This window comes from Flagellimonas beolgyonensis (genome assembly GCF_003992615.1).
GTDB lineage: Bacteria > Bacteroidota > Bacteroidia > Flavobacteriales > Flavobacteriaceae > Flagellimonas > Flagellimonas beolgyonensis.
The window spans coordinates 160,315-182,720 of sequence record NZ_RZMY01000015.1; the positions used below are offsets into that span (position 1 = coordinate 160,315).

Sequence of the window (22,406 nt, forward strand, 5' to 3'; positions counted from 1 at the left end):
GTTATACGTTGAGATATTTTTCCAGATAATCCGATCGTTGCTTCAAATCTTCGAGGAACTGATCGTCACTGTTTCCAAAAATGATGGTGTAGTTATAGCGTCTGAAGGTCTGTGCCACCTCGTTCATATTCTGTGTACCGATTTTTAGGGTGATCTGCACCACATCGTTTTCCGAACCAGTGATAAAGGCACCCAACAATCGAGCATTATTGCTCTCGACGATTTGGGCTATTTCACTGAACGAATAATCCTTTATACCTGTAGAGATGACCAAAATAGCCCCTGGCTCCCTAAAAAAGGGAGTGTCAATAAAGACCCCAACGATATCTTCCAAGTCGTAATAACCCAAAACCAATTGCGCCTCATCCAAAATGGGTAATATATTGGCCTCGTTCCTGGAAAACATTTCCAACACATCCAACCACGCCGTTTCCTTGGTCACAAAGAAATTCTCCAACTCATATCGAAATTCCTCTATGGACTTTTCAGGTTCGAAACAAGCCAAATCCATTTCCGATAAAAGCCCTAAAAAGACACCATTCTCTGTTACGGCCACATGGGAATACGTGGTCTCCTCAAAAAACTGGATCACCTCCTTCAACGTTTCGGAAACTTCAAAAACGGGTACGGTCGTTATTATTTGGTCTTGAATGTACATATCGCTTCAATTAGGTGCAAATTACTAATTTTTCATGGCAAAAGGCGTGCCTAATTCTTATTTTTGCACATCTAAATGGACTCCATGACAAAGCTTAGCGTCAATATAAATAAACTGGCCACCCTTCGGAATTCACGCGGGGGCAATGTACCCAACCTGATTACCTCGGCACAGGATATCGAATCTTTTGGGGCCGAGGGGATTACCATCCACCCCAGGCCAGATGAACGACATATCCGCTATCAAGATGCCCGAGATCTGAAAAAGGTGGTCACCACTGAATTCAATATCGAAGGGAATCCGGTTCCAAAATTCATCGATTTGGTATTGGAGGTGAAGCCGACCCAGGTAACCTTGGTACCCGATGCCGAAGATGCCATAACCTCGAATGCAGGCTGGGACACCATTAAACACAAAGATTTTTTGGTAGATGTGATCCAAACCATTAAGGAAAATGGCATACGAACTTCCATTTTTGTGGATCCAAGCGAAAAGATGGTGGAAGGTGCCGCGGCCACGGGGACTGACCGAGTGGAATTATATACCGAAAGTTTTGCCCATTTGTTTGCACTAGGAAAGAAGGAAGAAAGCATAGCCTCGTTTATCAAGGCCGCTGAAATGGCAGATAAAGTTGGTCTTGGATTAAATGCCGGACACGACCTAAGTTTGGACAATATCAAATTTTTTAAAGAGCACATCCCCAACCTTTTGGAAGTATCCATCGGACATGCCTTGATTTGTGAATCGATATATTTGGGACTGGAGAATGTCATCAACATGTATTTACACCGATTGAAATGATGGAAATTTTGCATTCCAAAATACTGGGCGAAGGGCAACCCTTTCTCATCCTTCATGGCTTTTTGGGCATGTCGGACAATTGGAAGACCTTGGGTACCGAATATGCCGAGAAAGGCTACCAGGTGCACTTGATCGACCAACGCAATCATGGTAAAAGTTTCCATTCCCCCGATTTTGACTACCAGTTGTTGGCAGAGGATGTTGTCCGGTACATGAACCATCATCATATCCCCTCTGCAATTGTATTGGGCCATTCCATGGGCGGCAAGACCGCCATGCAGTTGGCCACATCCGAACCTGATCGGGTAAGCAAATTGATCGTTGCGGATATTGCCCCTAAATTTTATCCGCCCCATCACGATTTCATTTTTAATGGACTTTCCCATTTGGATTTCGACCAAATCGCAAGCAGACGGGAAGCCGACGAGGAACTTTCCAAATACATCAAGGATTTTGGCATTAGGGCCTTTTTATTGAAAAACCTGTACTGGGTGGAACAAGGCAAGTTGGGATTTCGCTTCAATTTTGAAGTGCTTCGAAACAAAATGGATGAAATCGGAGACAACATTTCCGCCACTGCAGTCTACGAGGGCCCTACCCTATTTTTAAGGGGTGATCGGTCGGAATACATCATGCCCACAGACGCTTCGGACATCAAAAAACACTTCCCCAATGCCCAAATAGAAACCATTGATCGGGCTGGTCATTGGTTACATGCGGAAAACCCGGAGCAATTCTTTGAAAAGAGCATGGCATTTTTAAATTCATAAAATTTACCTGTTTTTATTATGCATGCATAATTTTTTTGTGCTTTTAATTGTCTGTATAACAAATTTGATATAGATTTGGTTTATTCTGGTTTTACCATAACGATTAACATAAACTAACTCTAACAGATTTTTAGATATGAAAAAGTTGTATGCCTTACTTCCTTTTTTAGGCCTATTCTTGATTGCATGCGAAGACGACACCGTAGTGGAAACTCCGGAACCCACGCCGGTTGAATATACATCAGGTACTGCTGATTTCTCCAACTATGTTGCCATCGGGAACTCATTGACCGCTGGTTATTCTGACAACGCCCTTTTTGAGGCCGGACAAGAGGCTTCTTTTCCAAATATGTTGGCAGCCAACTTTGCACTGGCCGGTGGAGGATCTTTTGAAATTCCTTTTATGGCAGACAACTTGGGAGGTATGACACTTGGTGGAACACCCATTTCAGGTAACAGATTGATTTTGGCTTTCCTTCCAAGTGGTGCGGCACCAACTCCGGTTGCAGGGCAAGGAAGTACTGAAGTATCCAATAAATTGGCTGGCCCTTTTAACAATATGGGAGTCCCCGGCGCAAAAAGTTATGAATTGTTGGCAGATGGCTATGGTAGTGTGGCCGGTGTGGCCATGGGTACTGCGAATCCTTATTTTGCAAGGTTCTCTTCTTCTGAATCCGCTTCGGTGATTACCGATGCCGCTGCCCAAGGCGCATCATTCTTTTCCTTGTGGGCAGGCAACAACGACATTTTATTGTATGCCACTGGTGGCGGAACTGGAGTGGATCAAACTGGAAACATTAATCCAGCCACTTATTCTAGAAACGACATTACCGACCCCAATGTTTTTGCCAATGCGTTAAATCTTATGCTACAGGCCATGACGGCCAATGGGGCCGGGGGTGTTATTGCCAATTTGCCCAATGTTACCGATATTCCTTATTTCACCACGGTACCCCACAATCCAATTCCTTTGGATGCCGCTACTGCCGAATTCTTGAACAGTATGTCCGCATATGGTGCCTACAATGCAGGGTTGGCCCAACTTCAAGGTTTGGGACTAATTTCCGCTGAGGAATTGGCCAAACGTACCATCTCTTTTTCCGCAGGTGAAGGCAACGCCGTTGTGATCATCGATGAAGATTTGACTGATTTGACTGGCTTTAATCCAGCATTGATCAATATGAGACAGGCCACTGCTGACGATCTTATGGTTTTGACCTCAAGGAGTTTTATCGGCACACTGGCAGATCCAAACAATCCAGCCTCTGTGAATGGAGTTGGAGTTCCTTTGGGCGACCAATGGGTATTGACCCCGGAGGAACAAGCCGCAGTAGAAACCGCATTGACAGCTTATAACCAAACCATTGCTGCTTTGGCCGCATCTTATGACCTAGCCTTTGTGGATGCCAATACCTTGCTTAACGATCTTAAAAATGGTGGTTTCCCACAAGCCGATGGTAGTGTGGTGACCGCAACTTTCGCAACAGGGGGTGGATTCTCGTTGGACGGTGTGCACCCTTCTCCAAGGGGCTATGCCATATTGGCCAATGCCTTCGTTGCAGCGATCAACGCCAAATATGGTTCTAATCTTCCCGGTGTAAATCCTTTGGATTATACCGGCTTGTATATTAACTAGACAAACTTAATTTAGTATCTTAAAGGCACCGTTTAGCGGTGCCTTTTTTATGTACAGAACATTAAATTCGTTATTATATGAAACTAATCATGCGTCTTTTACTCAACGCCATTGCCGTGGTCATACTGTCCTATATTCTTCCAGGTGTAGGGGTCGATTCCATGCTTACCGCCATTATTGTCGCCGTGGTGCTCAGTATTCTGAACTTTTTGGTGAAACCGCTATTGGTCATTTTGACCTTGCCGATCACCGTGCTCACCTTGGGGCTTTTTCTTTTGGTGATCAATGCGATCATCATTTTGATCGCTGCCGACCTTATTGATGGTTTTCAGGTTGCCAGCTTTTGGTGGGCCATAATCTTCAGTTTGTTACTGGCCTTTTTACAGGCCATTTTGCACTCCGTTTTAAAGGAAGACCAATAGAATTCGTTTTGTTTGACATTCAAGGGGTTAAAAAGTTGTCGACAAACCAAAAATGCATTACTTTTGCATCCCATTTTTGAATAGCAAATTAGGCAGTAGATGAATATTACAAAAGAGCAGATTGACGACCTTAATGCAGTTGTAAAAGTCGCCATTAGCAAAGAAGACTATCAAGACAAGGTAGATCAGATCCTAAAAGATTATAGAAAACAAGCCAACATTCCCGGTTTTAGAAAAGGCCAGGTTCCTATGGGCTTGATCAAAAAACAATACGGAAAGGCAGTTTTGGTGGACGAAGTGAACAAACTGCTCCAAGACAACCTAAACAAATACCTTACCGAGGAAAAATTGGATGTTTTGGGCAATCCGCTGCCAAAACAACAAGACAACTTCGATTGGGAAAATGACAATCTTGCCTTTGAGTTTGAATTGGGCCTCGCCCCTAGCTTTGAGGTAAACCTGAAGACCAAAAAGGCGGTAACCCAATATAAAATCGTAGCCGACAAAAAAATGATCGACGAGCAAGTGGAACGTATTCAAAAACAATACGGAAAACTGGTTTCCAAGACAGAGGTTGGCAAGAACGATGAAGTAACCGGTACTTTTGTAAATGAAACAGAGGACATCAACAACAAGACCACCATCGAGGTAAGCAAACTAAAGGCCAAAAAAGCCATCGATGCCCTTCTTGGAAAAAAAGTTGGGGATGCCGTGTCGATTTCCACGAAAGGTTTGTTCAAGGAAGATTATCTGTTGTCCAGCGCCTTGGGCATTAGCCGTGACAAGGCCGACAAATTGAACGCAGAGGTCACCTTTACCATTGAGGAAATCAACGAAAGGGAACCTGCCAAATTGGACCAGGAACTTTTCGATAAATTGTTCGGCAAGGACAATGTAAAATCCGAAAAGGAACTTAAGGAACGTATCAAAGAAGATTCAGAAAAACAGTTCGAGCAGCAATCCGACCAAAAATTGTTGAACGACATCACCGAAAAATTGATCGATGAGACCAAGTTTGACCTTCCTGCGGAATTCCTTAGAAAATGGATTCAGGTAAGTGGTGAAAAAATGTTGTCCGATGATGAGGCCAAAGAAGAGTTCGAAAGATCTGAAAAAGGACTTAGGTACCAATTGATCGAAGGAAAGATCATCCAAGAAAACAACCTACAAGTTCAATTTGAAGAGCTGAAGGAATTCGCCAAGGGCTTCATCAAGTCCCAAATGGCACAATATGGCCACATGGATCCAAAAGATGAAGAGTTGGAAGGCATTGCAGCACGGGTTTTGGGCAATCAGGATGAAGTAAGAAGACTTTCGGAACAATTGATGAGCCAAAAGCTTTTGGACCTCTACAAGGAAAAAGCAAACCTCAAGGTGAAGGAAGTATCCTATGATGACTTCATCAAGGAGGCCTATAGCTAGTCGGCTAAAAGAAAATTAAGTATCTTTACGGTGCCGAAAAGCTAATTTTTCGGCACCTTTTTTTTAAGATAAATCGAGCAAGATCCTATGGATTACGGAAAAGAATTCAAAAAATATGCTACCCAGCACCATGGGGTGAACAGCATGTACTATGATCAGATCATGAGCAGCATGTACCCCATGAACATGACCCCAAACATCATTGAAGAACGACAATTGAATGCTGTTGCGATGGATGTTTTTTCAAGGTTGATGATGGACCGTATCATCTTCCTGGGCACGGGAATCAACGATCAGGTGGCCAACATTGTCCAGGCACAGCTACTGTTCCTCGAAAGTGCTGATGCATCAAAAGATATCCAGATATACATCAACTCGCCTGGAGGAAGTGTTTATGCCGGATTGGGCATTTACGACACCATGCAGTTCATTAAACCGGATGTTGCGACCATTTGTACCGGCATTGCCGCATCCATGGCCGCTGTTTTGCTCTGTGCCGGAGAGGCCGGCAAAAGAAGTGGTCTTACCCACTCCAGGGTCATGATCCACCAGCCATTGTCCGGAGCACAAGGCCAGGCCAGCGATATCGAGATTGCAGCCAAAGAGGTTTTGAAAATCAAGGATGAGCTGTATGAAATCATTTCCAAGCATTCCGGCCAGACCTTCGAAAAGGTGTATGACGACAGTGATCGCGATTACTGGATGAAGGCGGAAGAAGCCAAGGAATACGGAATGATCGATGAGGTTTTACGCAGGGAAAAATAAGAAACACCCGGCAATTAATTAAAAAACAAGCTTTTAGCATAGACCAAACGCATTATTTTTGCGTTTATAATGGTCGAATAGTACAAATTATATGGCAAAAGAAAATTTGGAATGTTCTTTTTGCGGTAGAAAAAAACCGGAGACCAATTTATTGATTGCCGGTTTGGACGCTCACATTTGTGATCGATGCATAGAACAGGCCCACAGTATAGTAGCCGAAGAGTCCAAACAATCCAAAACCCAGGACCTTTCCTCAGAGTTGGTGCTTAAAAAGCCGCTGGAGATCATGGACTTTCTGGATACCTTCGTAATAGGACAGGAAAGGACCAAAAAAGTGATGTCGGTTGCGGTGTATAACCACTACAAACGACTATTACAGCCCAAAAGCAAGGAAGATGATGTGGAGATCCAAAAGAGTAACATCATCATGGTTGGGCAAACCGGCACCGGTAAAACCCTGATAGCCAAGACTATTGCAAAAATGCTCAACGTGCCTTTGGCCATAGTGGATGCGACGGTGTTGACCGAGGCAGGTTACGTTGGTGAAGATGTGGAAAGTATTTTGACCCGTTTGCTTCAAGCTGCGGACTATAATTTGGAAAAGGCCGAAAGAGGCATCGTTTTTATCGATGAGATAGACAAGATTGCCAGGAAAAGCGACAACCCTTCCATTACACGCGATGTTTCAGGTGAAGGGGTACAGCAAGGCTTGTTGAAGCTTTTGGAAGGAACCGTTGTGAATGTACCGCCAAAAGGAGGTCGTAAGCACCCCGATCAAAAGTTTATCGAGGTGAATACCGAAAATATTCTATTTGTGGCCGGTGGAGCATTTGATGGTATCGAACGCATCATCACCAAGCGATTGAACATGCAGGCCGTCGGATACAGCGCTTCTAAGGCGGACGAGCAATTGGACAACGAAAATATCCTTCAATACATCATCCCAAAAGACCTTAAGGAATTTGGTTTGATTCCGGAAATCATTGGTAGGCTTCCAGTTTTGACCCACATGAATCCTTTGGATTCCAAAACCTTGCGTGCCATTCTAACGGAGCCGAAAAACGCCATCATCAAACAATATGAAAAATTGTTTGCCATGGACGGTATCGAGTTTTCCATTACCGATCAGGCTTTGGATTACATCGTGGAAAAAGCCGTGGAATACAAATTGGGTGCACGGGGATTACGATCGCTTTGTGAAGCCATTTTCACCGATGCCATGTTTGAATTACCCAGTTCGGAAGAAACCGAATTTAAGGTGAACAAAGCCTATGCGGAGAAAAAGCTTTCCTACGAGACCATCAAAAAATTGAAGGTAGTTTCTTAATGGGACCTTACCATATTTTTAGTCACTTGCTCCAATAGGTTCAGGCAAACCTCCGAAATAATTTTTTCGTCGGAATACATATCATGACCAAAATTGGGTACAATATTTAGGTCAATACCTAATTGTTGTGCCCATTTTTCGCAGGGTTTAAATGCATCGCTTTCACCATAAATCAAATTCAGCTGGGTATTGGGTCGCTGCTCTTCAAAACGGATTCTTGTTGCTGAAATCGCCGTTAACGATTTCATGGGCAATCCCTGCAAACCTGCTTTATAGGCTATGGTACCGCCAGTGCTAAAGGCCAAATAGTGGGCCGGTTCAGTTTCCTTCTTCAACAAATTGGCAACCGCCCTATCAATTCCTCCGTTCAAAAAAGCGTTATGGATATTCTCCTCTGTACAAATGGGCACATCGATATCTCCCAACTGTTGACAATCGTAAAAGTCGATGTTATAGTACTGCTGTAAATACCCGAAATAAGAAGTGATCCAAAGTCCTTTTTTAGCCCCCCACATATCGGAAAGGACAACAAGTTTTTCTGCCATGATTTTAATGGTTTTGTGTTTTTCAAGTGATTTGAGATGGGGAATTTCATCATTAAACGCAAAAAATCCGCTTTTATTTGTTCAAAGGAACCGTTTGCCCGATAAAGGGTTTCTATTTTACGAAAACGTTTTCGTAAATTCCATTATGTCGATACATCCACTACAATTATCCCCAAATGCGCTGCTTGCCTTTATGAATTTAAAACCGGGTCCCAAATGAAATGCCGCCCCAAGGCAAAAGGTCAAAGGGCTCGTCATTGTCAAAAAAGATTGGATTAAAGGTTATCTTGAAAAAGGTTTTTCTGTTCGTGGAATACTTTCTATAACCAATGGCAGGAAGAAAAAATCCGCCCGTTTCATTATCATCCCATCCGGTAAGCAACACCGTATAGGTCATGCCCAATTCCAGGTAATTGCCTTTATTTAAATCCTGTAGATAGTAGAGCCCCAATGGAGCACTTAGTCCACTATACCAACCCGTGTAAAAACCAAGTCCGGCCCGCAAGTTCAAATGGGATTCCTGGAAGAACTGTCGTTCATAATTGATCGATACAATGGGACCTGCACCACCCAATTCCCCATAAATCAGGTTTTCTTGTGCATTGCTAATACCACTTGTAATTAGCATTCCAATTAGAATAATTCGTTTCATGTTCAGTTGATTTTGGTTACTGAACGCAAACTACCCATGCCTGAATTAAAAAAGTCCCAAATCTTCCAATTTGGATATATCAGGACACCTTAAGTCGCCTTTGATTACGGAATTTTTGGGGAGATAACCCAGCTATTTTATTGAATGAGGCATAAAATGCCGATTTGGAATTGAAACCACACTCCAAGCCGATGGAAACAATAGTATAGTGGTCATATTCCGGGTCGACCAAAATGTCCTGTGCCTTGGCCACTCGCTTCCGGTTGATGTAATCCGTAAAACTTTCCCCGGCATGATCATTGATGATTTTGGAAAGCTTGCTTGTCCCCATATTCAGTTCATCAGCCAAACCGTTCAGCCCGATCAAAGAATCCAAATACCTTTCGTTGGAACGCACATATTCGTCCACAGTGTCGAATGCAGTACGTAGGCCCGGTTCGGTCTCCCTCTTGTACTCCAGCACTCCAGCCCTGGCATTTTTTGCCAAGTGGGCCCTTAAACCGATCCTATCCTTCATAACCACATAATGGAAAAAGGCTTGGTAACCCACCCAATAAATGAGCAGGGAAGAAAAAAACCTGAGGGGATAATAACTGTAGAACGGATTTTGCTCTACCGCCATGGTATTCACAACAACGGCAAACAACCAAAAAAAGAATACCGCACCACCCAGTCGCAAAAACCATTTGATCCAATTGAGATTATCCATCTTCAATATTTCCGGGTAGAGATTTTGGTATTTAAAGACCAATCGGATTGACTTGACATACAGAAAAATGGAATAGCTCAATGCGATGATATCCTCAGCCAGATTATAGTTCCGCACCAATGCCAAAGGCGCCAATTCCCTTTTTACCAGAAATATGACGATCAGCCTGGCCACAATGGCCAAAAGAAAGAGCGCCAATGAGATTCGCACAAAGGGCCATCGCTTTTTTTCAATCTGCAGGTAATAGACCAAGAAAGCATAAAATGCAGGTACTATCAACAAATACCAGGGAAAAATAAAATGCCCGTCCAGAAAATCAGCTAAAATCAATTGCTTTTGTTGCAACCAGGTCTGAAAATTGTTCAGGGACAGAAACAGCACGAACATATTCAGGAAAAAGACCTGCAATTCGACCTTTTTGCGAGAGAGAAAGGTGCCAATAACAAAAAGAAATCCGTGAACGGCCCCGATAATCAGAAAAAAATCAAAGATCCGTTCAAAATTCATAGTTCGGGTTTTTATACGTTCATCCGCAGTAGTTCGTCAATATATTCCCGATTGTTGGACAATCTTGGAATTTTGTGTTGTCCACCCAGTTTGTTTTTCGATTTCAGCCAATCGTGGAACAGGTTTTTTCGGGCTACATGCACCTTTGGCATTTTCAAGGTAATGTTGTTATACCGTTTTGCTTCATAATCCGAATTCAAGGCTTTTAGCGCATTGTCCAACACTTCGGTAAAGTAATTCACATCTTTTGGCGGCTTGCGAAACTCGATGATCCATTCGTGGGCTCCCTTTTCCTTTCCGGTCATAAAAACTGGCGCTGCGGTATAATCCATGATCTCTGCCTCTGTTTTTTGACAAATTTGCTTCAAGGCTTCCTCCGCGTTTTCAATGATTAGCTCCTCACCAAACACATTGATATGGTGCTTGGTCCTTCCCGTAATTTTAATCCGATACGGATTTTTTGAAGTGAAACGCACCGTATCCCCGATCTTATACCGCCACAATCCGGCGTTGGTCGTAATCACAATGGCATAGTTGACCCCGATTTCCACATCCCAAAGGGGAATGGCCTTTTCGTGGTCTTCGCCGGCATCCATAGGTATAAACTCGTAAAAGATGCCGTAATCCAGCATCAACAAAAGATCATCCGCATTGTTTCGATCTTGGATGCCAAAAAAGCCTTCCGACGCATTATAGGTTTCATAATAATTGAAACGCTTTCTAGGCAGTAATTTTTTGTATTGATCTCGATAAGGTATAAAACTGACTCCCCCATGAAAATAAACTTCCAGGTTCTCCCAAATTTCGAACAAATGGTTCTTCCCTGTTTTTTGGATCACTTGGTTAAGCAATACCAACATCCACGAAGGCACTCCGGCCAAACTGGTCACATTTTCTTGAATACTTTCCTCAATGATGGCCTCCAATTTGGATTCCCATTCACTCATCAGTGACACTTTGTTGCTGGGCGTACTGCTGTATTCTGCCCAAAGTGGCATATTATCGATCAAAATGGCGGAGAGATCGCCAAAAAAAGTCCCATTGTCCTCGTACAACTCCTTGCTGCCGCCCAACCGGAGGCTCTTACCTGTAAAAAGTTGCGAGTTTTCATTGTTGTTCAGGTAAAGGCACAACAGATCTTTGCTCGATTTGTAATGGCAATCCTCCAAGGCTTCGTTGCTCACGGGTATAAACTTGCTCTTGGCATTCGTGGTGCCACTGCTTTTGGCAAACCACTTGATATTCGTGGGCCAGAACAGGTTCTGTTCGCCCCTTCGGGTTCGTTCGATAAGAGGCGCAATGTCTTCGTAACTCACAATGGGCACCCTGTTTCGAAACTCATCATATTTAGGCATGTCCCGAAATCCATATTGCTTGCCGATCATGGTGTCCTCGGCAAAATCCATCAGTTGTCGCAATACCTCATCCTGCACATCCAGCGGATATTTTAGAAAAAGCTCGATCTGATGATAGCGCTTTCTCAATAACCAAGAAGCAATGGAGTTGAATAAAGGTATTGGCATTTTAGGTATCTTTAACCAAGAAATTTAGTTGGGTGCAATAGCTAAAATAGCTTTTCTGGCATTCATTTTCAAATTCGAACCAAACATTCATTTCAACATGTTGTACGAAGGAGTCCTCCGTAAAATGCGGACCGAAAACGGTCATCCCATTCAGTATTTTCTGGTATTTAAAAACGATTATTTAAACTTGAACCAGGCATTGGACAAGGAAATACGAATACAGTTCATCAAACACCAATGTTTAAATTGTGGTGAAGATAAGCCTATTTACAGACAGGGTTTTTGTCAATCCTGCTTTTTTGAGACCCCATTGGCGGGCGATTGGATCATGAAACCGGAATTGAGCACGGCCCATTTGGACAAGGAAGACCGTGACCTGGACTATGAAAAACAGATGCAATTGCAGCCCCATATCGTGTATTTGGCCAATTCGAGTAATATTAAGGTTGGGGTCACCCGAAAGTCGCAAGTACCCACCCGATGGATCGACCAAGGCGCACACGAAGCCATTGAGATTGTGGAGGCGCCCAATCGATACTTGGCCGGCATCACGGAAGTTGCCCTTAAAGATCATGTAAGTGACAAGACAAGTTGGCAAAAAATGCTCACCAACCGCATTGAGGATGTAGATCTTGTGGAATGGCGCAACAAATTGAAAGCCTACATCCCCGACGAAGCAGCTGACTACTTTATCGATACCAATGATGAGACCCATCTGGATTTTCCCGTATTGCAGTATCCTGAAAAAGTGAAAAGTTTGAACTTGGACAAAACACCGGACTACCAAGGCGTACTAAAGGGCATTAAGGGGCAATACCTCATTTTTGAGGACAGTACCGTTTTTAATGTGCGGGGGAACGAAGGGTATTATGTAGGGATAGATTTCAGCTAAAGCATTGGAACATCTTTTAAAATGAGCGAAAAAATAGGCCTTAAGGAAGCCATTTCCATCGGAATCGGTGGTATGGTGGGCGGCGGTATTTTTGCCGTTCTCGGGTTGGCCGTTTCCCTATCCAAAGGAGGAACCCCATTGGCCTTTTTGTTTGCAGGAGGCATTGCCTTGATCACATCGTACAGTTATGTAAAGCTTTCCAAAACCTACCCTGACCGGGGTGGTACGGTGAAATTCATCAACCAAGGATTTGGACAAACCATTTTCAGTGGTGGCATCAACAACCTGCTTTGGATCAGTTACATCATTATGCTATCGCTCTATGCTTCGGCCTTTGGTTCCTATGCCCCAAACTTGTTTGCGATAACTGGCGGTCAGCTGGATTTTCATATCTACGCCAGCGGCATTATCATCCTCGCTTCGGCCATCAACTATTACAGCATCAAGGTCGTTGGGGTGATTGAATCCTATGCCGTGATCATCAAATTGGTGATCTTGATCTGTTTCATCGGGGTTGGAATTTATGGATTGATGGGCAACCCGAATCTGGATCAACTTGCCCCATCGAACTGGGAGGCTCCTCTCCAATTATTGACCGGCGGTATGGTCATCTTTGTGGCCTACGAAGGGTTTGAACTGATCGCGAATGCCGCGCCGGACATCAAAGACCCAGAAAAGAACATTCCAAGGGCGTATTACAGTTCCATAATTTTTGTCATTTGTCTGTACATCATTATTGCTGTGGTGACTGTTGGTTCCCTTCCCTTTAAAGAAATTGCCACTGCCCAGGATTATGTGTTGGCCGAGGCTGCCAAGCCCATGTTGGGCAAAGTGGGATTTACCATCATTACCATAGCCGCGCTGATCTCTACTTTTTCAGCCATCAATGCTTCTTTATATGGCGGCAGCAGGGTAAGTTATGAGATAGCGGAGGATGACGAACTGCCCAGCGAGTTTACCTATCAACTTTGGAACCAGCCCATCGGTTTGCTGATTACTGCCATACTTACTTTGACACTTACAAATACTTTGGAATTGGAAAGCATATCCACAGCAGGTAGTGTTGGTTTCCTATTGATTTTTGCCATGGTAAATTTTGTTGGATTCAAATTGGCCGCAGAAACGGGCAGCACCAAATGGATTCCAATGGTGGGAGGTGTACTTTGCTGCATCGCCCTATTGGCCTTGTTGCAACAGCAATTCAGTTCCAATGCAATGGGGGTCATCATTGCTGTTTCCTTGATTGCATTCTGTTTTCTTATAGAAATGGTCTATAAAAAAATGGAAAAGAGCCGTTCCCGAACCAAATAGCTTCTTAAATGTTTTTGCGGATTGGATGAACACCGATTCAGCATCATCAAACCAAACCACATAATTATAAATCGACAAGTTGTATCCATTAAGTCAGGTGGTATAACTAACAGCAAATACCATAATTTTAGTCGATACGATTCAAATTTAACAATGATCAAGCTAAAGCTCAATTGGAGATACCTACTGGCCTTCTACTGTATTATAATGTTGTATTCCTCCTTGCATGAACTTGTTCACCATTTTGTCGGTTACCTTATTTGTGGAGAATGGGGCACAAAAAGTTTCAATAGCTTTTCAACGGCTTGCAATGTGGGCAAAGTAACCTACCTAGCCACATACGCAGGACCGTTGTTTAGTTTTATCATGATGTATGTCGGGGCTTATTTAATGAAAAATCACACCTCGGATTATAAAAAACATTTGGGTTTTGCCATGATATTTGCACAATTACCGCTGCAACGAATGGTAATGCCAATGTTCGGGATGAATGATGAACTATTTGCTTCTACCTATATTTTCGGAAATACCTACGCAACCTATGCCGTTGTCACTATTGTCATTTGGGTCATTTGCATTCCACCATTGATAGTTGCCTACAAATCAATCGCCAACAAGTACAAAACCTTGTGGTTTTTATTGTATCTCATCCTATTGCCCTACATCATATGGGGACCTATTTTTGGGCTTTTGGAATATTTAATGGTACAGAAACAAATATTGTCACGTGCAGTTATTGGTATTGGGCTATTGTTTATCATTAACGAAGGTGTAACCATAATCGGCTATTTTTTCGTGAAAAAATATATCAATCCCAATTGGGACAAATAATAATCCGTTGTTATCCCCAAATACTACTCTTTAAACACCAAGGCAACCCCGTCTCAAAATAAATTGTATCTTTCTATCAATGTGTTAATTGGGTCTTTTATATAATATGATATTTTTAACTTCATTTGGAATAAGCATCAGATTTAATGAGGAAGATTTCATGAATGGGTGATTGGGAATACAACCTTCAGTAAAAGGTATCAATTTCGATGCGTTCTCCATTATTTTATTTGAAAACCAACCTTAAATGAAAAAATTTCCCAACGCCTTCGTAATCCTCCTTGGAGTTATTTTACTTTCCTGGGTTTTCACTTACCTTATTCCACAAGGCTCCTACGAGCGAATTACCGATGAAGTTACGGGAGTGACCCGGGTGGTGAACGATTCCTACCAATCCGTTAGTGCTGAAAGTCCAAGTTTTTTTGACCTTTTGGTGGCCATTCCAAATGGCATTGCGGGCCGATCGGATCTTATCGTTCTCATTTTTTTGATCGGAGGCTGCTTCTATATCATTGAAAAAACCGGGGCCCTCAACGATGGGCTATCCAAGTTGGTATCCGCACTTCAGGGTAAGGAGTCGGTTGCATTGGTCATATTGGCCACATTGTTCACCACGGCAGGGGTTACGATTGGCATGCAGGAGGAAGTGGTTGCCATGACGCCCATACTGTTACTGTTCGGTAAAAGTTTGGGCTACAATGCATTTACCATGCTCTATGCCAGTTATGGCTCTACCGTTTTGGGCAGTTCCTTTAGTCCGTCCAACCCGTTTGCGGTGCTTATTGCCCAAAAAGAAGCTTCGTTGCAACTTCTATCTGGCAGTACTTTACGATTGATAGTCTTGTTGATCGCTTTTGTTTTATGGCTAATGTATTTGTTGTATTACGCCCGAAACCATCGGATCGAGAAAACGATAATGGCCCCATCCGATGAAAAAATGGGTGTTCGGAGTACCATCATCCTATGGCTATTGGGCCTCACCTTTGGTGTCACGGTGTATGGTATCCTCAAATTTGATTGGGGTTTCAACCAAATGTCGGCCTGTTTTTTTGGTTTGGGCATCGTTGCTGCCTTGCTAGCCAAAATGAGTTTGAACGAAACCAGCGAAACCTATATTGCCGGTATGAAGGAAATGTTGTTCGCGGCCATTATTATGGGGCTGGCCAACAGCATCTCCATTGTGTTGACCGATGGCATGATCATGGATACGATCGTGTATGGCCTTTTTGGTCCGCTGCAAAACTTTTCCCCGGCCACTTCGGGCATTCTCATGATGGTTTCCCATGCCGTGCTGCATTTTCCGGTACCCAGTTACTCCGGTCAGGCCATATTGACCATGCCCGTATTGGTGCCCTTATCCGATTTGATCGGCCTATCGCGGCAAACCTGTGTACTGGCCTACCAATATGGAGCGGTAATGGCCGATATGCTCGTGCCCACCAATGGCGCCCTCATGGCGGTTTTGGCGATTGCCAATGTACCTTATAACAAATGGCTTAAATTTGCTTGGAAACCAACGTTGTTCATGCTCCTGATCGGTGCCTTGGCCATCATTTTTGCAGTGGCCACTGGGTATCAATAAGCGATAGAGCGGGCAAAACCAAACCATCCAAAAATGCTCAAGTTTTTTAGAAGAATCAGAAAAGGATTCATCGAAGAGAAAAAATTCAGCAATTACCTGCTCTATGCAATCGGGGAAATTGTACTGGTGGTCATCGGGATCTTGATTGCCCTTGCCATCAACAATGCCAATGAAACCCAGGTCAAACGTGAAAAGGAACAGGTATATCTAAAGGGGTTGCAAGCTGAGTTTGAGACCAGTCGGTTAAAATTGAAGGAATTGATAGCGTACAACAAGCAAAGCTATGAGGATTCCAAGAAAATTGTCGCTTACATGGTGAACAACAACACCCAACCTGATGAAATGGAGCTGTCCAACCTGTTGTACAATGCCTTTGCTTTCGATATATCCTTCCATCCCAATAGTTCTTTGTTGAATGAAATGGTCAATTCCGGAAGTTTAAAGGATATTTCGAATCCGCAGTTGCGCATTTTACTGACCAATTGGCTATCAAACTTGGAAGACATCAAGGAACAGGAAAACATGCTGAACCACGAAAGAAACAACGTCATCAATATGTTCCGGTCCAACAAGAATAGCATCAAAACCATTTATGACCAAACCGGGGTTTCCAGTGAATTGAATCTCCCTGTTGGAACGGAACCTATCAGCAACTTATCGCTATTGCAGTCCACGGAATTTGAAAACAATATGCTCATGTTCATTCTTACGAGCATTACCACCGAAACACTGCATTATGCCCCTTTGATGCAAAACATGGATACCATCCTTCAAGTGATCACCAGCGAAATCAAAGAATAAAAAAAGGGCGATTTTCCATCGCCCTTTTTGTTAGTTAACGGTATCCTTTTTCTTTTTCAATAATCCGCCCAATACGGATTTGGCAGTTTTCTTCACCTGGTCTTCGGCTGTAGGTGTCTTGGTGGTATCGGTTTCCTGGGTCTTGTCACCACCCAAAATGGTACCGATGGCATCTTTGACCCCAGTATTTTTGGTAGCAGTGGAATCTCCTTCGTTCTTTTTGAACACGTCCGAAAGCAAATCCTTGGCGGTATCCTTACCCTTATTGACGAGCTTCTGTTTTTGGATTTCCACTAACTTGGTGGTCAGTGTCTTTACTCCAGAAGTTAAATCCGTGGATACGGATGGATCGGTAAAACTGCCCCCGATGTTGGCCGTAACCGGCACGGTAACTTCCTTCAAACTTTCGTCGTTCATTTGTGCGATCAACTTGTTCACTTCTGGACCCAAATATTTGGCGGGCACATCCAAAGTAGCAGTGTACTTCATTTGCTTGTCGAAGGTATGGCTACCATCCACATTGATGGCGATATCTTTATACTTCAATGCAAATGGCTTCACTTGTACGGTGCCGTTGTCAAAGTTCAACACGGTCTTTAGTCCATCCAAATTGATTTCCTTCGTGTCCAAGAAATTCAATTTACTGTCCAAGGAAGATACCAAAGGTGCCTTTTGGGCATCCAATTTGGGGGATAACAGTTCTGCCAACAATTTCCCGGATATAGTAGCTAAATTGGGTGTAAAATCCTCGTTTAGGTTACCGGAAAGGTTAATATCGGAATTCAACTTACCTTCCAAGGCTGCGGCCAAAGGCGTAAGCACTTTTAATAGTTCCAAGCCCGCAAAGGATTCCCCAATATTGAAATTGTTCATACCCAAATCCATATCGAAAGTGGAAGTATCACCTTTGGTGGACACATACCCATCTACCCCCAAGGTACCCCCGAACAAATCGGATGTCAAATTTTTAACGGTAGCCGTTTCATCTTTAATGATCAAGGTGCCCTTTACATTTTTAAGTTTTAGGTCGTCATACAGCACCGTATTGGCGGTTGCCTCAACGGTACAATCCAAAAAGGAAGGAATTTTGATACGTTCGTCGCCTGTGGATGTTGTTTCTCCTTCGGTTCCACCCTCGGTGGGCTCCGCATCTTCCATCATAAAATCGTTCAAGGCAAACTGGTTGGAAGCCAACTTGAAATTTCCCTCCACATTTTCATCGTTGAACATAAAGCCCAATAGATTGGTCAGAGTTCCGGTGGCATTGAAATCGGTCGATCCAGTTTTCCCTTCAAAGGCATTCAGGGTCACCGTTTGCGGGTTAAAGGTCATGGCCGCTTTGTCGATCACCACAGGATGCTTCATTTCCTCGGAGTTGTACTCAAAACCGGTCAACTGCATGGTACCACTGGTCCGGGTATTCTGGTATTGTTTTTTCTCCAAGGAAGCCATATCAAAACTGGTGGTCACATCTGCATTCAACATGCCTTTCAGGTTAAAGCCCGATGGAACGGGATAGGCTTGTGAAATATTGGCCAGGTTGATCTTGCCATCCATATGCCCGTTCACCTTGGTATTGCCCATCAGTTCCCTGATATTGGCATTCATGTTGAACTTGTCCTGATCAATGGTAAAGGACAATTTGTTGATGTTGACATAGGTATCCTCCGTGATTCCGGTTTCGTTGTTGATCTCGGTATCGATGAACACATTGCGTACCGCTTTGGGCAGGTCCGGATATTTGAAAGAGGCATTATCCGAGTTGATGGCAATCTTGAACGTCGGGATATGCTCATCGTCCACAATGCCCTTAAACTGGCCGTTCACTTCAAAGTTGCCCGTGGTTTCCACAGTTTCGATGTTCTTGGAATAGGCTTCGGGAATTACGGCCAAAAAGTTCTTGAAATCGGAAGAGGGTGTTTTAAAGGTGATATCCACCTCTTGGTTGTCCTCGTTCACTTTTACAAAACCATCGAATACCAACGGCAATTGGTTTACCATGGCCTTGTTCTCCAAAAAGGAATATTTGCTCTCCGCGAGGTCTATACCGATAAGCGCATCCAAATTGATCTTGTTCTTGTTCAAGTATTGGGTGCTGTCCATTTCGAAGGAAACCAAGGCATCCGTCAAAGTCTTTAGCTCCGATTTTTCCAAGGACAGATCCCCGGTTCCGGAGTGGTTCATTTCAGAAATGACCAATCGCATGCCCCCTGCCCTATCATCATAAACAATCTCCGAATTGGTAATGGCATAGGAATCCATGGCCAGGGTAAAATTGTCATCAGACCCCTCTGCAGCATCTGATGGGGTGCCTTCTTCTTCCTTGGCGATATCGTAATTGGCATTTTCATCTGCATCCACCAAAATGTTCAATTTGGCCTTATCGATGTTCAACCGCTTGATTACAATCGGCTCATCGGCGGATTTGAACAATTCCTTAATGGACATGGAAAGGGCAATTTCATCCGAGGCAAAAAGAGTGTCGCCTTCAAAAGGGGCCTTGTTCACCAAGGTGATTTTGGTGAGTTCCACATGGGCATTTGGGAAGCTTTTGAGCAAGCTTAAATTAGCATCCTCAAAATCCAAGGTGGCATTGATGCTGTTGTTGACTTTATTCTTGATGATCTGTTCAATCTTGCCTTGCAGGAAAAAGGGAACCGCGATGATCAGAACAAGTAGGATAAGTAGGGTTATGCTGGTAATCTTTAGGACTTTTTTCTTCATACTTACATGTTTTACAACAAATTAAAGGAGAAGATATCAATCCAAAGAAATTTCTTCCCCTATTTTTAAGTTAAATCTTTTACGCATTAGATATACGAGCAAATACAGGAAAGGGGTGTCGAAAAGGGCAATTATTATTTTAAAAATGAAACCGCTGATCAGCAGCCCATAAAATTTATCCCATGGAAGCACTCCAAACAAACACAACAAGGTGATTACGGTCAACGTATCGATGAACTGGGAGGAGAAGGTGGAAAAATTGTTTCGTAGCCACAACATTCTGCCCTCCGTAATCCGTTTCCAAAAGTGATAAATGGTGATGTCGATGTACTGTGCGGCCAAATAGGCCAACATGGATGCCAACACTCCCAATGGCGACAGACCGAACACTTTGGTGAACGTTTCATTGTCCACTGGAGATGAGGGAATGGCATCGGAGTATACCGCCAATAAAATGATGCCCATGGAAAAAAACGAAGCGAAAATTCCGGCCGTGACCACTTGGTTGGCCTTTTTTTGTCCATAGATCTCGGAAATCAAGTCCGTGATCAAAAAGGTGATGGGATAGGGCAAAATACCCACTGACAATTCAAATAGCGGTGCCCCAAAAACGGTGACATCACCAAATGGGTACCAATGAAAAAACTTTTGAAAGATCAGGTTGGACACCACCAAGGAGGTGATGAACAGTGCCCCGAGATAGAGATAAATGGTAAACGCTTTTCTTTTGTCGCCCTGCGTCATACGTTATTTAATGTTCAAATTGAACGGCATCTTGGCCTGAATCCCCTCCTGTTTGCCCAACTCCTTGAATTCTTTCAATAACTTATAGGCTTCCGTTCCGATTTCTTCTTCAATGACCGAAGCACCCAATTTGCTTTTCATGCCGCCCAAATCTTCCATAAAACGTTCAAAATCGGTTTTATACCTTGGATATTTTCGGATACCATAATCCGACAGGTTGGCCATTTCGGCAGCAGCGGCAATGGCATCGTCCAAATCGCCGAGCTCGTCCACCAAACCGTTCGCTTTGGCATCCACTCCGCTCCATACACGTCCTTGGGCAAGGGCATCTACCTGCTCCACGGTCATGTTGCGACCTTGGGCCACCCGACTTAAAAAGGTGGTATACACATCTTCTATCCCTTCCTGCACCACATCGCGGAAACTATCGGTCATAGGTTCAAAAACGGAATAATCCACCGAATTTTTATTGGTCCCGACCTGTTCGGCATTGATCCCAACAGTGCCTGCCAATTCATTGATGTTGGGAATGGTCCCAAACACTCCAATGGAGCCTGTAATGGTGGTCGGTTCGGCAAAAATCTTGTCGCCCCCCACCCCAATATAGTAGCCACCGGATGCGGCCACGTTTCCAAAGGAAACGACCAAGGGCTTTTCTTTTTTGGCCAGTTGCATTTCGCGCCAAATAATGTCGGACACCAAGGCACTTCCGCCAGGAGAATCCACTCGAAACACAATGGCTTTGATGTTTTCGTTTTTTACCGCTTTCTTCAAGGCATCCACAATGAGTCCTTGGCCAATATAATCCTTACCGCCCTCCCCGAAGAAAATCTCGCCCTGGGCATAGATCACCGCTATTTTATCGGAACCGGTCTCCAACTTTCTTGTTTTGGCCTTATCTACATAATCGGTTAGGGATACATAATTGAGTTCGTCGTCTTCGCCAACTCCTATTTTGCTTTTGAGCAGGTCCTCATATTCATCAAAATACAATGTCCCATCCAACAGGCCGGAAGCCACCGCATATTTGGGCAGTCGGCCTCCCAAAGTATCGGCAATGGTGTTCAGGTTTTCAGGGGCTATTTGACGTGACTCCGAAATATCATCCACCATTACATCCCAAATGGAAGTCAGCAATTCTTGGATCTGGGTACGGTTTTCATCACTCATGGTATTGGATAAAAAAGGTTCCACGGCACTTTTATATTTGCCATGGCGTATCACTTCCATTTTGATCCCTGATTTTTCCTGAAGGTCCTTATAGTACAACACTTCCGTGGCCAAACCCTTAAAATCCAAACTACCGACCGGATTTAGGTACACCTCATCGGCCACACTGGCCAAATAATAGTCTTTTTGTGCATAAAAGTCGGAATGGGAGGTTATAAACTTCCCAGATTCCTTAAAGTCCAATAAGGCCTTGCGAATTTCACGGGTCTGCGCCATGCCGGCCTGTAAAAAACCAGTGGTCAGGCTAATGCCTTTTATATGCTCATCTTCCTTGGCCACTTTAATGGCGTGAATGATCTCGTCCAACCCCATCTCTGGTCCCCAAAAGCCTGCAAAGGGATCTGCCTCATCCTTACCCACATAATCCTTGATGGGTGCCAAGAACTCTATTTCCAAAACGGAGTTCTTTTTGACCACTACACCATCATCCCCACTGCCCATTAAGGCCAAAAAGAAAAAGAACATGACCATAATGATTCCAAAAGCCACCAAACTACCCAATATCGAGGCCAAAAAATTTCTCAAAAAGTTCATTCAATAAAAAATTTATTACT

At 43.6% G+C, this 22,406-nt stretch carries 20 protein-coding genes; 12 read left to right on the forward strand and 8 right to left on the reverse strand.

Going from position 1 to position 22,406, the window contains the following annotated elements; genetic code table 11:
• Window position 1: 1 nt before the first annotated feature.
• Window positions 2-658, reverse strand: coding sequence for a CBS domain-containing protein (locus EO131_RS10825; RefSeq protein WP_127021748.1), 657 nt, complete (start codon window positions 656-658; stop codon window positions 2-4).
• 84 nt (window positions 659-742) lie between these two features.
• Between EO131_RS10825 and EO131_RS10830 the strand changes: the two genes are divergently transcribed.
• The 7 genes from EO131_RS10830 (at window position 743) to clpX (ending at window position 7,801) form a co-directional block, all read left to right on the forward strand.
• A complete protein-coding gene (locus EO131_RS10830; protein WP_127021750.1) occupies window positions 743-1,459 on the forward strand; it encodes a pyridoxine 5'-phosphate synthase in 717 nt (238 codons plus the stop codon).
• Window positions 1,459-2,229, forward strand: a complete 771-nt coding sequence (locus EO131_RS10835) for an alpha/beta fold hydrolase (protein ID WP_127021830.1) — start codon at window positions 1,459-1,461, stop codon at window positions 2,227-2,229. The genes EO131_RS10830 and EO131_RS10835 overlap by 1 nt, the downstream gene beginning before the upstream one ends.
• Before the next feature lie 136 nt (window positions 2,230-2,365).
• Entirely contained in the window at window positions 2,366-3,865 is a 1,500-nt protein-coding gene (locus EO131_RS10840; RefSeq protein ID WP_127021752.1) for an SGNH/GDSL hydrolase family protein, read from the forward strand.
• Between the two features lie 77 nt (window positions 3,866-3,942).
• Complete coding sequence (locus tag EO131_RS10845; protein WP_127021754.1) at window positions 3,943-4,287, forward strand: phage holin family protein; 345 nt, start codon at window positions 3,943-3,945, stop codon at window positions 4,285-4,287.
• Between the two features lie 99 nt (window positions 4,288-4,386).
• Window positions 4,387-5,709: a trigger factor gene (gene tig / locus EO131_RS10850; protein WP_127021756.1), complete on the forward strand. Its 1,323-nt coding sequence runs from the start codon at window positions 4,387-4,389 to the stop codon at window positions 5,707-5,709.
• 87 nt (window positions 5,710-5,796) lie between these two features.
• Window positions 5,797-6,474, forward strand: a complete 678-nt coding sequence (gene clpP, locus EO131_RS10855; RefSeq protein ID WP_127021758.1) for an ATP-dependent Clp endopeptidase proteolytic subunit ClpP — start codon at window positions 5,797-5,799, stop codon at window positions 6,472-6,474.
• A gap of 91 nt (window positions 6,475-6,565) precedes the next feature.
• Entirely contained in the window at window positions 6,566-7,801 is a 1,236-nt protein-coding gene (clpX, locus tag EO131_RS10860; RefSeq protein ID WP_127021760.1) for an ATP-dependent Clp protease ATP-binding subunit ClpX, read from the forward strand.
• On the opposite strand, the gene EO131_RS10865 is transcribed toward clpX, so the two are convergent.
• The 4 genes from EO131_RS10865 to EO131_RS10880 all read right to left on the reverse strand — a co-directional run bounded on the left by EO131_RS10865 (window position 7,798) and on the right by EO131_RS10880 (window position 11,737).
• A complete protein-coding gene (locus EO131_RS10865; RefSeq protein ID WP_127021762.1) occupies window positions 7,798-8,346 on the reverse strand; it encodes a hypothetical protein in 549 nt (182 codons plus the stop codon). The genes clpX and EO131_RS10865 overlap by 4 nt on opposite strands.
• A gap of 199 nt (window positions 8,347-8,545) precedes the next feature.
• The gene (locus tag EO131_RS10870; protein ID WP_127021764.1) at window positions 8,546-8,998 is read right to left on the reverse strand and encodes a hypothetical protein; all 453 of its coding nucleotides are present in this window, start codon (window positions 8,996-8,998) and stop codon (window positions 8,546-8,548) included.
• Between the two features lie 79 nt (window positions 8,999-9,077).
• A complete protein-coding gene (locus EO131_RS10875; RefSeq protein ID WP_127021766.1) occupies window positions 9,078-10,214 on the reverse strand; it encodes a helix-turn-helix domain-containing protein in 1,137 nt (378 codons plus the stop codon).
• An 11-nt stretch (window positions 10,215-10,225) separates the two neighbouring features.
• Window positions 10,226-11,737 carry a GH3 auxin-responsive promoter family protein gene (locus tag EO131_RS10880; protein WP_127021768.1) on the reverse strand — a complete coding sequence of 504 codons (1,512 nt, stop codon included), beginning with the start codon at window positions 11,735-11,737 and terminating at the stop codon, window positions 10,226-10,228.
• A gap of 97 nt (window positions 11,738-11,834) precedes the next feature.
• On the opposite strand from EO131_RS10880, the gene EO131_RS10885 reads away from it, so the two are divergent.
• The 5 genes from EO131_RS10885 to EO131_RS10905 all read left to right on the forward strand — a co-directional run bounded on the left by EO131_RS10885 (window position 11,835) and on the right by EO131_RS10905 (window position 17,154).
• Window positions 11,835-12,629 (forward strand): DUF2797 domain-containing protein, encoded by a 795-nt coding sequence (locus EO131_RS10885; RefSeq protein WP_127021769.1) that lies wholly within the window; start codon window positions 11,835-11,837, stop codon window positions 12,627-12,629.
• Window positions 12,630-12,650: 21 nt separating this feature from the next.
• Window positions 12,651-13,940, forward strand: a complete 1,290-nt coding sequence (locus EO131_RS10890) for an APC family permease (RefSeq protein WP_127021771.1) — start codon at window positions 12,651-12,653, stop codon at window positions 13,938-13,940.
• 153 nt (window positions 13,941-14,093) lie between these two features.
• A complete protein-coding gene (locus EO131_RS10895; RefSeq protein ID WP_127021773.1) occupies window positions 14,094-14,771 on the forward strand; it encodes a hypothetical protein in 678 nt (225 codons plus the stop codon).
• Between the two features lie 247 nt (window positions 14,772-15,018).
• Window positions 15,019-16,353: a YfcC family protein gene (locus EO131_RS10900; RefSeq protein WP_127021775.1), complete on the forward strand. Its 1,335-nt coding sequence runs from the start codon at window positions 15,019-15,021 to the stop codon at window positions 16,351-16,353.
• Window positions 16,354-16,386: 33 nt separating this feature from the next.
• Window positions 16,387-17,154, forward strand: a complete 768-nt coding sequence (locus EO131_RS10905; protein ID WP_127021777.1) for a DUF6090 family protein — start codon at window positions 16,387-16,389, stop codon at window positions 17,152-17,154.
• 30 nt (window positions 17,155-17,184) lie between these two features.
• On the opposite strand, the gene EO131_RS10910 is transcribed toward EO131_RS10905, so the two are convergent.
• From EO131_RS10910 to sppA, 3 genes are read right to left on the reverse strand one after another with little or no spacing between them, the layout of a single operon-like run.
• Window positions 17,185-19,878 (reverse strand): AsmA-like C-terminal region-containing protein, encoded by a 2,694-nt coding sequence (locus tag EO131_RS10910; RefSeq protein ID WP_127021779.1) that lies wholly within the window; start codon window positions 19,876-19,878, stop codon window positions 17,185-17,187.
• A gap of 36 nt (window positions 19,879-19,914) precedes the next feature.
• Window positions 19,915-20,622 carry a queuosine precursor transporter gene (locus EO131_RS10915; RefSeq protein WP_127021781.1) on the reverse strand — a complete coding sequence of 236 codons (708 nt, stop codon included), beginning with the start codon at window positions 20,620-20,622 and terminating at the stop codon, window positions 19,915-19,917.
• Window positions 20,623-20,625: 3 nt separating this feature from the next.
• Window positions 20,626-22,386, reverse strand: coding sequence for a signal peptide peptidase SppA (gene sppA, locus EO131_RS10920; protein ID WP_127021783.1), 1,761 nt, complete (start codon window positions 22,384-22,386; stop codon window positions 20,626-20,628).
• Window positions 22,387-22,406: the final 20 nt, after the last annotated feature.

What these genes read in the sequence shown, in the direction of transcription:
- EO131_RS10825 (WP_127021748.1), bottom strand. Translation starts at nt 658, where the DNA reads ATGTACATTCAAGACCAAATAATAACGACCGTACCCGTTTTTGAAGTT.
- EO131_RS10830 (WP_127021750.1), top strand. Translation starts at nt 743, where the DNA reads ATGACAAAGCTTAGCGTCAATATAAATAAACTGGCCACCCTTCGGAAT.
- EO131_RS10835 (WP_127021830.1), top strand. Translation starts at nt 1,459, where the DNA reads ATGGAAATTTTGCATTCCAAAATACTGGGCGAAGGGCAACCCTTTCTC.
- EO131_RS10840 (WP_127021752.1), top strand. Translation starts at nt 2,366, where the DNA reads ATGAAAAAGTTGTATGCCTTACTTCCTTTTTTAGGCCTATTCTTGATT.
- EO131_RS10845 (WP_127021754.1), top strand. Translation starts at nt 3,943, where the DNA reads ATGAAACTAATCATGCGTCTTTTACTCAACGCCATTGCCGTGGTCATA.
- tig (WP_127021756.1), top strand. Translation starts at nt 4,387, where the DNA reads ATGAATATTACAAAAGAGCAGATTGACGACCTTAATGCAGTTGTAAAA.
- clpP (WP_127021758.1), top strand. Translation starts at nt 5,797, where the DNA reads ATGGATTACGGAAAAGAATTCAAAAAATATGCTACCCAGCACCATGGG.
- clpX (WP_127021760.1), top strand. Translation starts at nt 6,566, where the DNA reads ATGGCAAAAGAAAATTTGGAATGTTCTTTTTGCGGTAGAAAAAAACCG.
- EO131_RS10865 (WP_127021762.1), bottom strand. Translation starts at nt 8,346, where the DNA reads ATGGCAGAAAAACTTGTTGTCCTTTCCGATATGTGGGGGGCTAAAAAA.
- EO131_RS10870 (WP_127021764.1), bottom strand. Translation starts at nt 8,998, where the DNA reads ATGAAACGAATTATTCTAATTGGAATGCTAATTACAAGTGGTATTAGC.
- EO131_RS10875 (WP_127021766.1), bottom strand. Translation starts at nt 10,214, where the DNA reads ATGAATTTTGAACGGATCTTTGATTTTTTTCTGATTATCGGGGCCGTT.
- EO131_RS10880 (WP_127021768.1), bottom strand. Translation starts at nt 11,737, where the DNA reads ATGCCAATACCTTTATTCAACTCCATTGCTTCTTGGTTATTGAGAAAG.
- EO131_RS10885 (WP_127021769.1), top strand. Translation starts at nt 11,835, where the DNA reads ATGTTGTACGAAGGAGTCCTCCGTAAAATGCGGACCGAAAACGGTCAT.
- EO131_RS10890 (WP_127021771.1), top strand. Translation starts at nt 12,651, where the DNA reads ATGAGCGAAAAAATAGGCCTTAAGGAAGCCATTTCCATCGGAATCGGT.
- EO131_RS10895 (WP_127021773.1), top strand. Translation starts at nt 14,094, where the DNA reads ATGATCAAGCTAAAGCTCAATTGGAGATACCTACTGGCCTTCTACTGT.
- EO131_RS10900 (WP_127021775.1), top strand. Translation starts at nt 15,019, where the DNA reads ATGAAAAAATTTCCCAACGCCTTCGTAATCCTCCTTGGAGTTATTTTA.
- EO131_RS10905 (WP_127021777.1), top strand. Translation starts at nt 16,387, where the DNA reads ATGCTCAAGTTTTTTAGAAGAATCAGAAAAGGATTCATCGAAGAGAAA.
- EO131_RS10910 (WP_127021779.1), bottom strand. Translation starts at nt 19,878, where the DNA reads ATGAAGAAAAAAGTCCTAAAGATTACCAGCATAACCCTACTTATCCTA.
- EO131_RS10915 (WP_127021781.1), bottom strand. Translation starts at nt 20,622, where the DNA reads ATGACGCAGGGCGACAAAAGAAAAGCGTTTACCATTTATCTCTATCTC.
- sppA (WP_127021783.1), bottom strand. Translation starts at nt 22,386, where the DNA reads ATGAACTTTTTGAGAAATTTTTTGGCCTCGATATTGGGTAGTTTGGTG.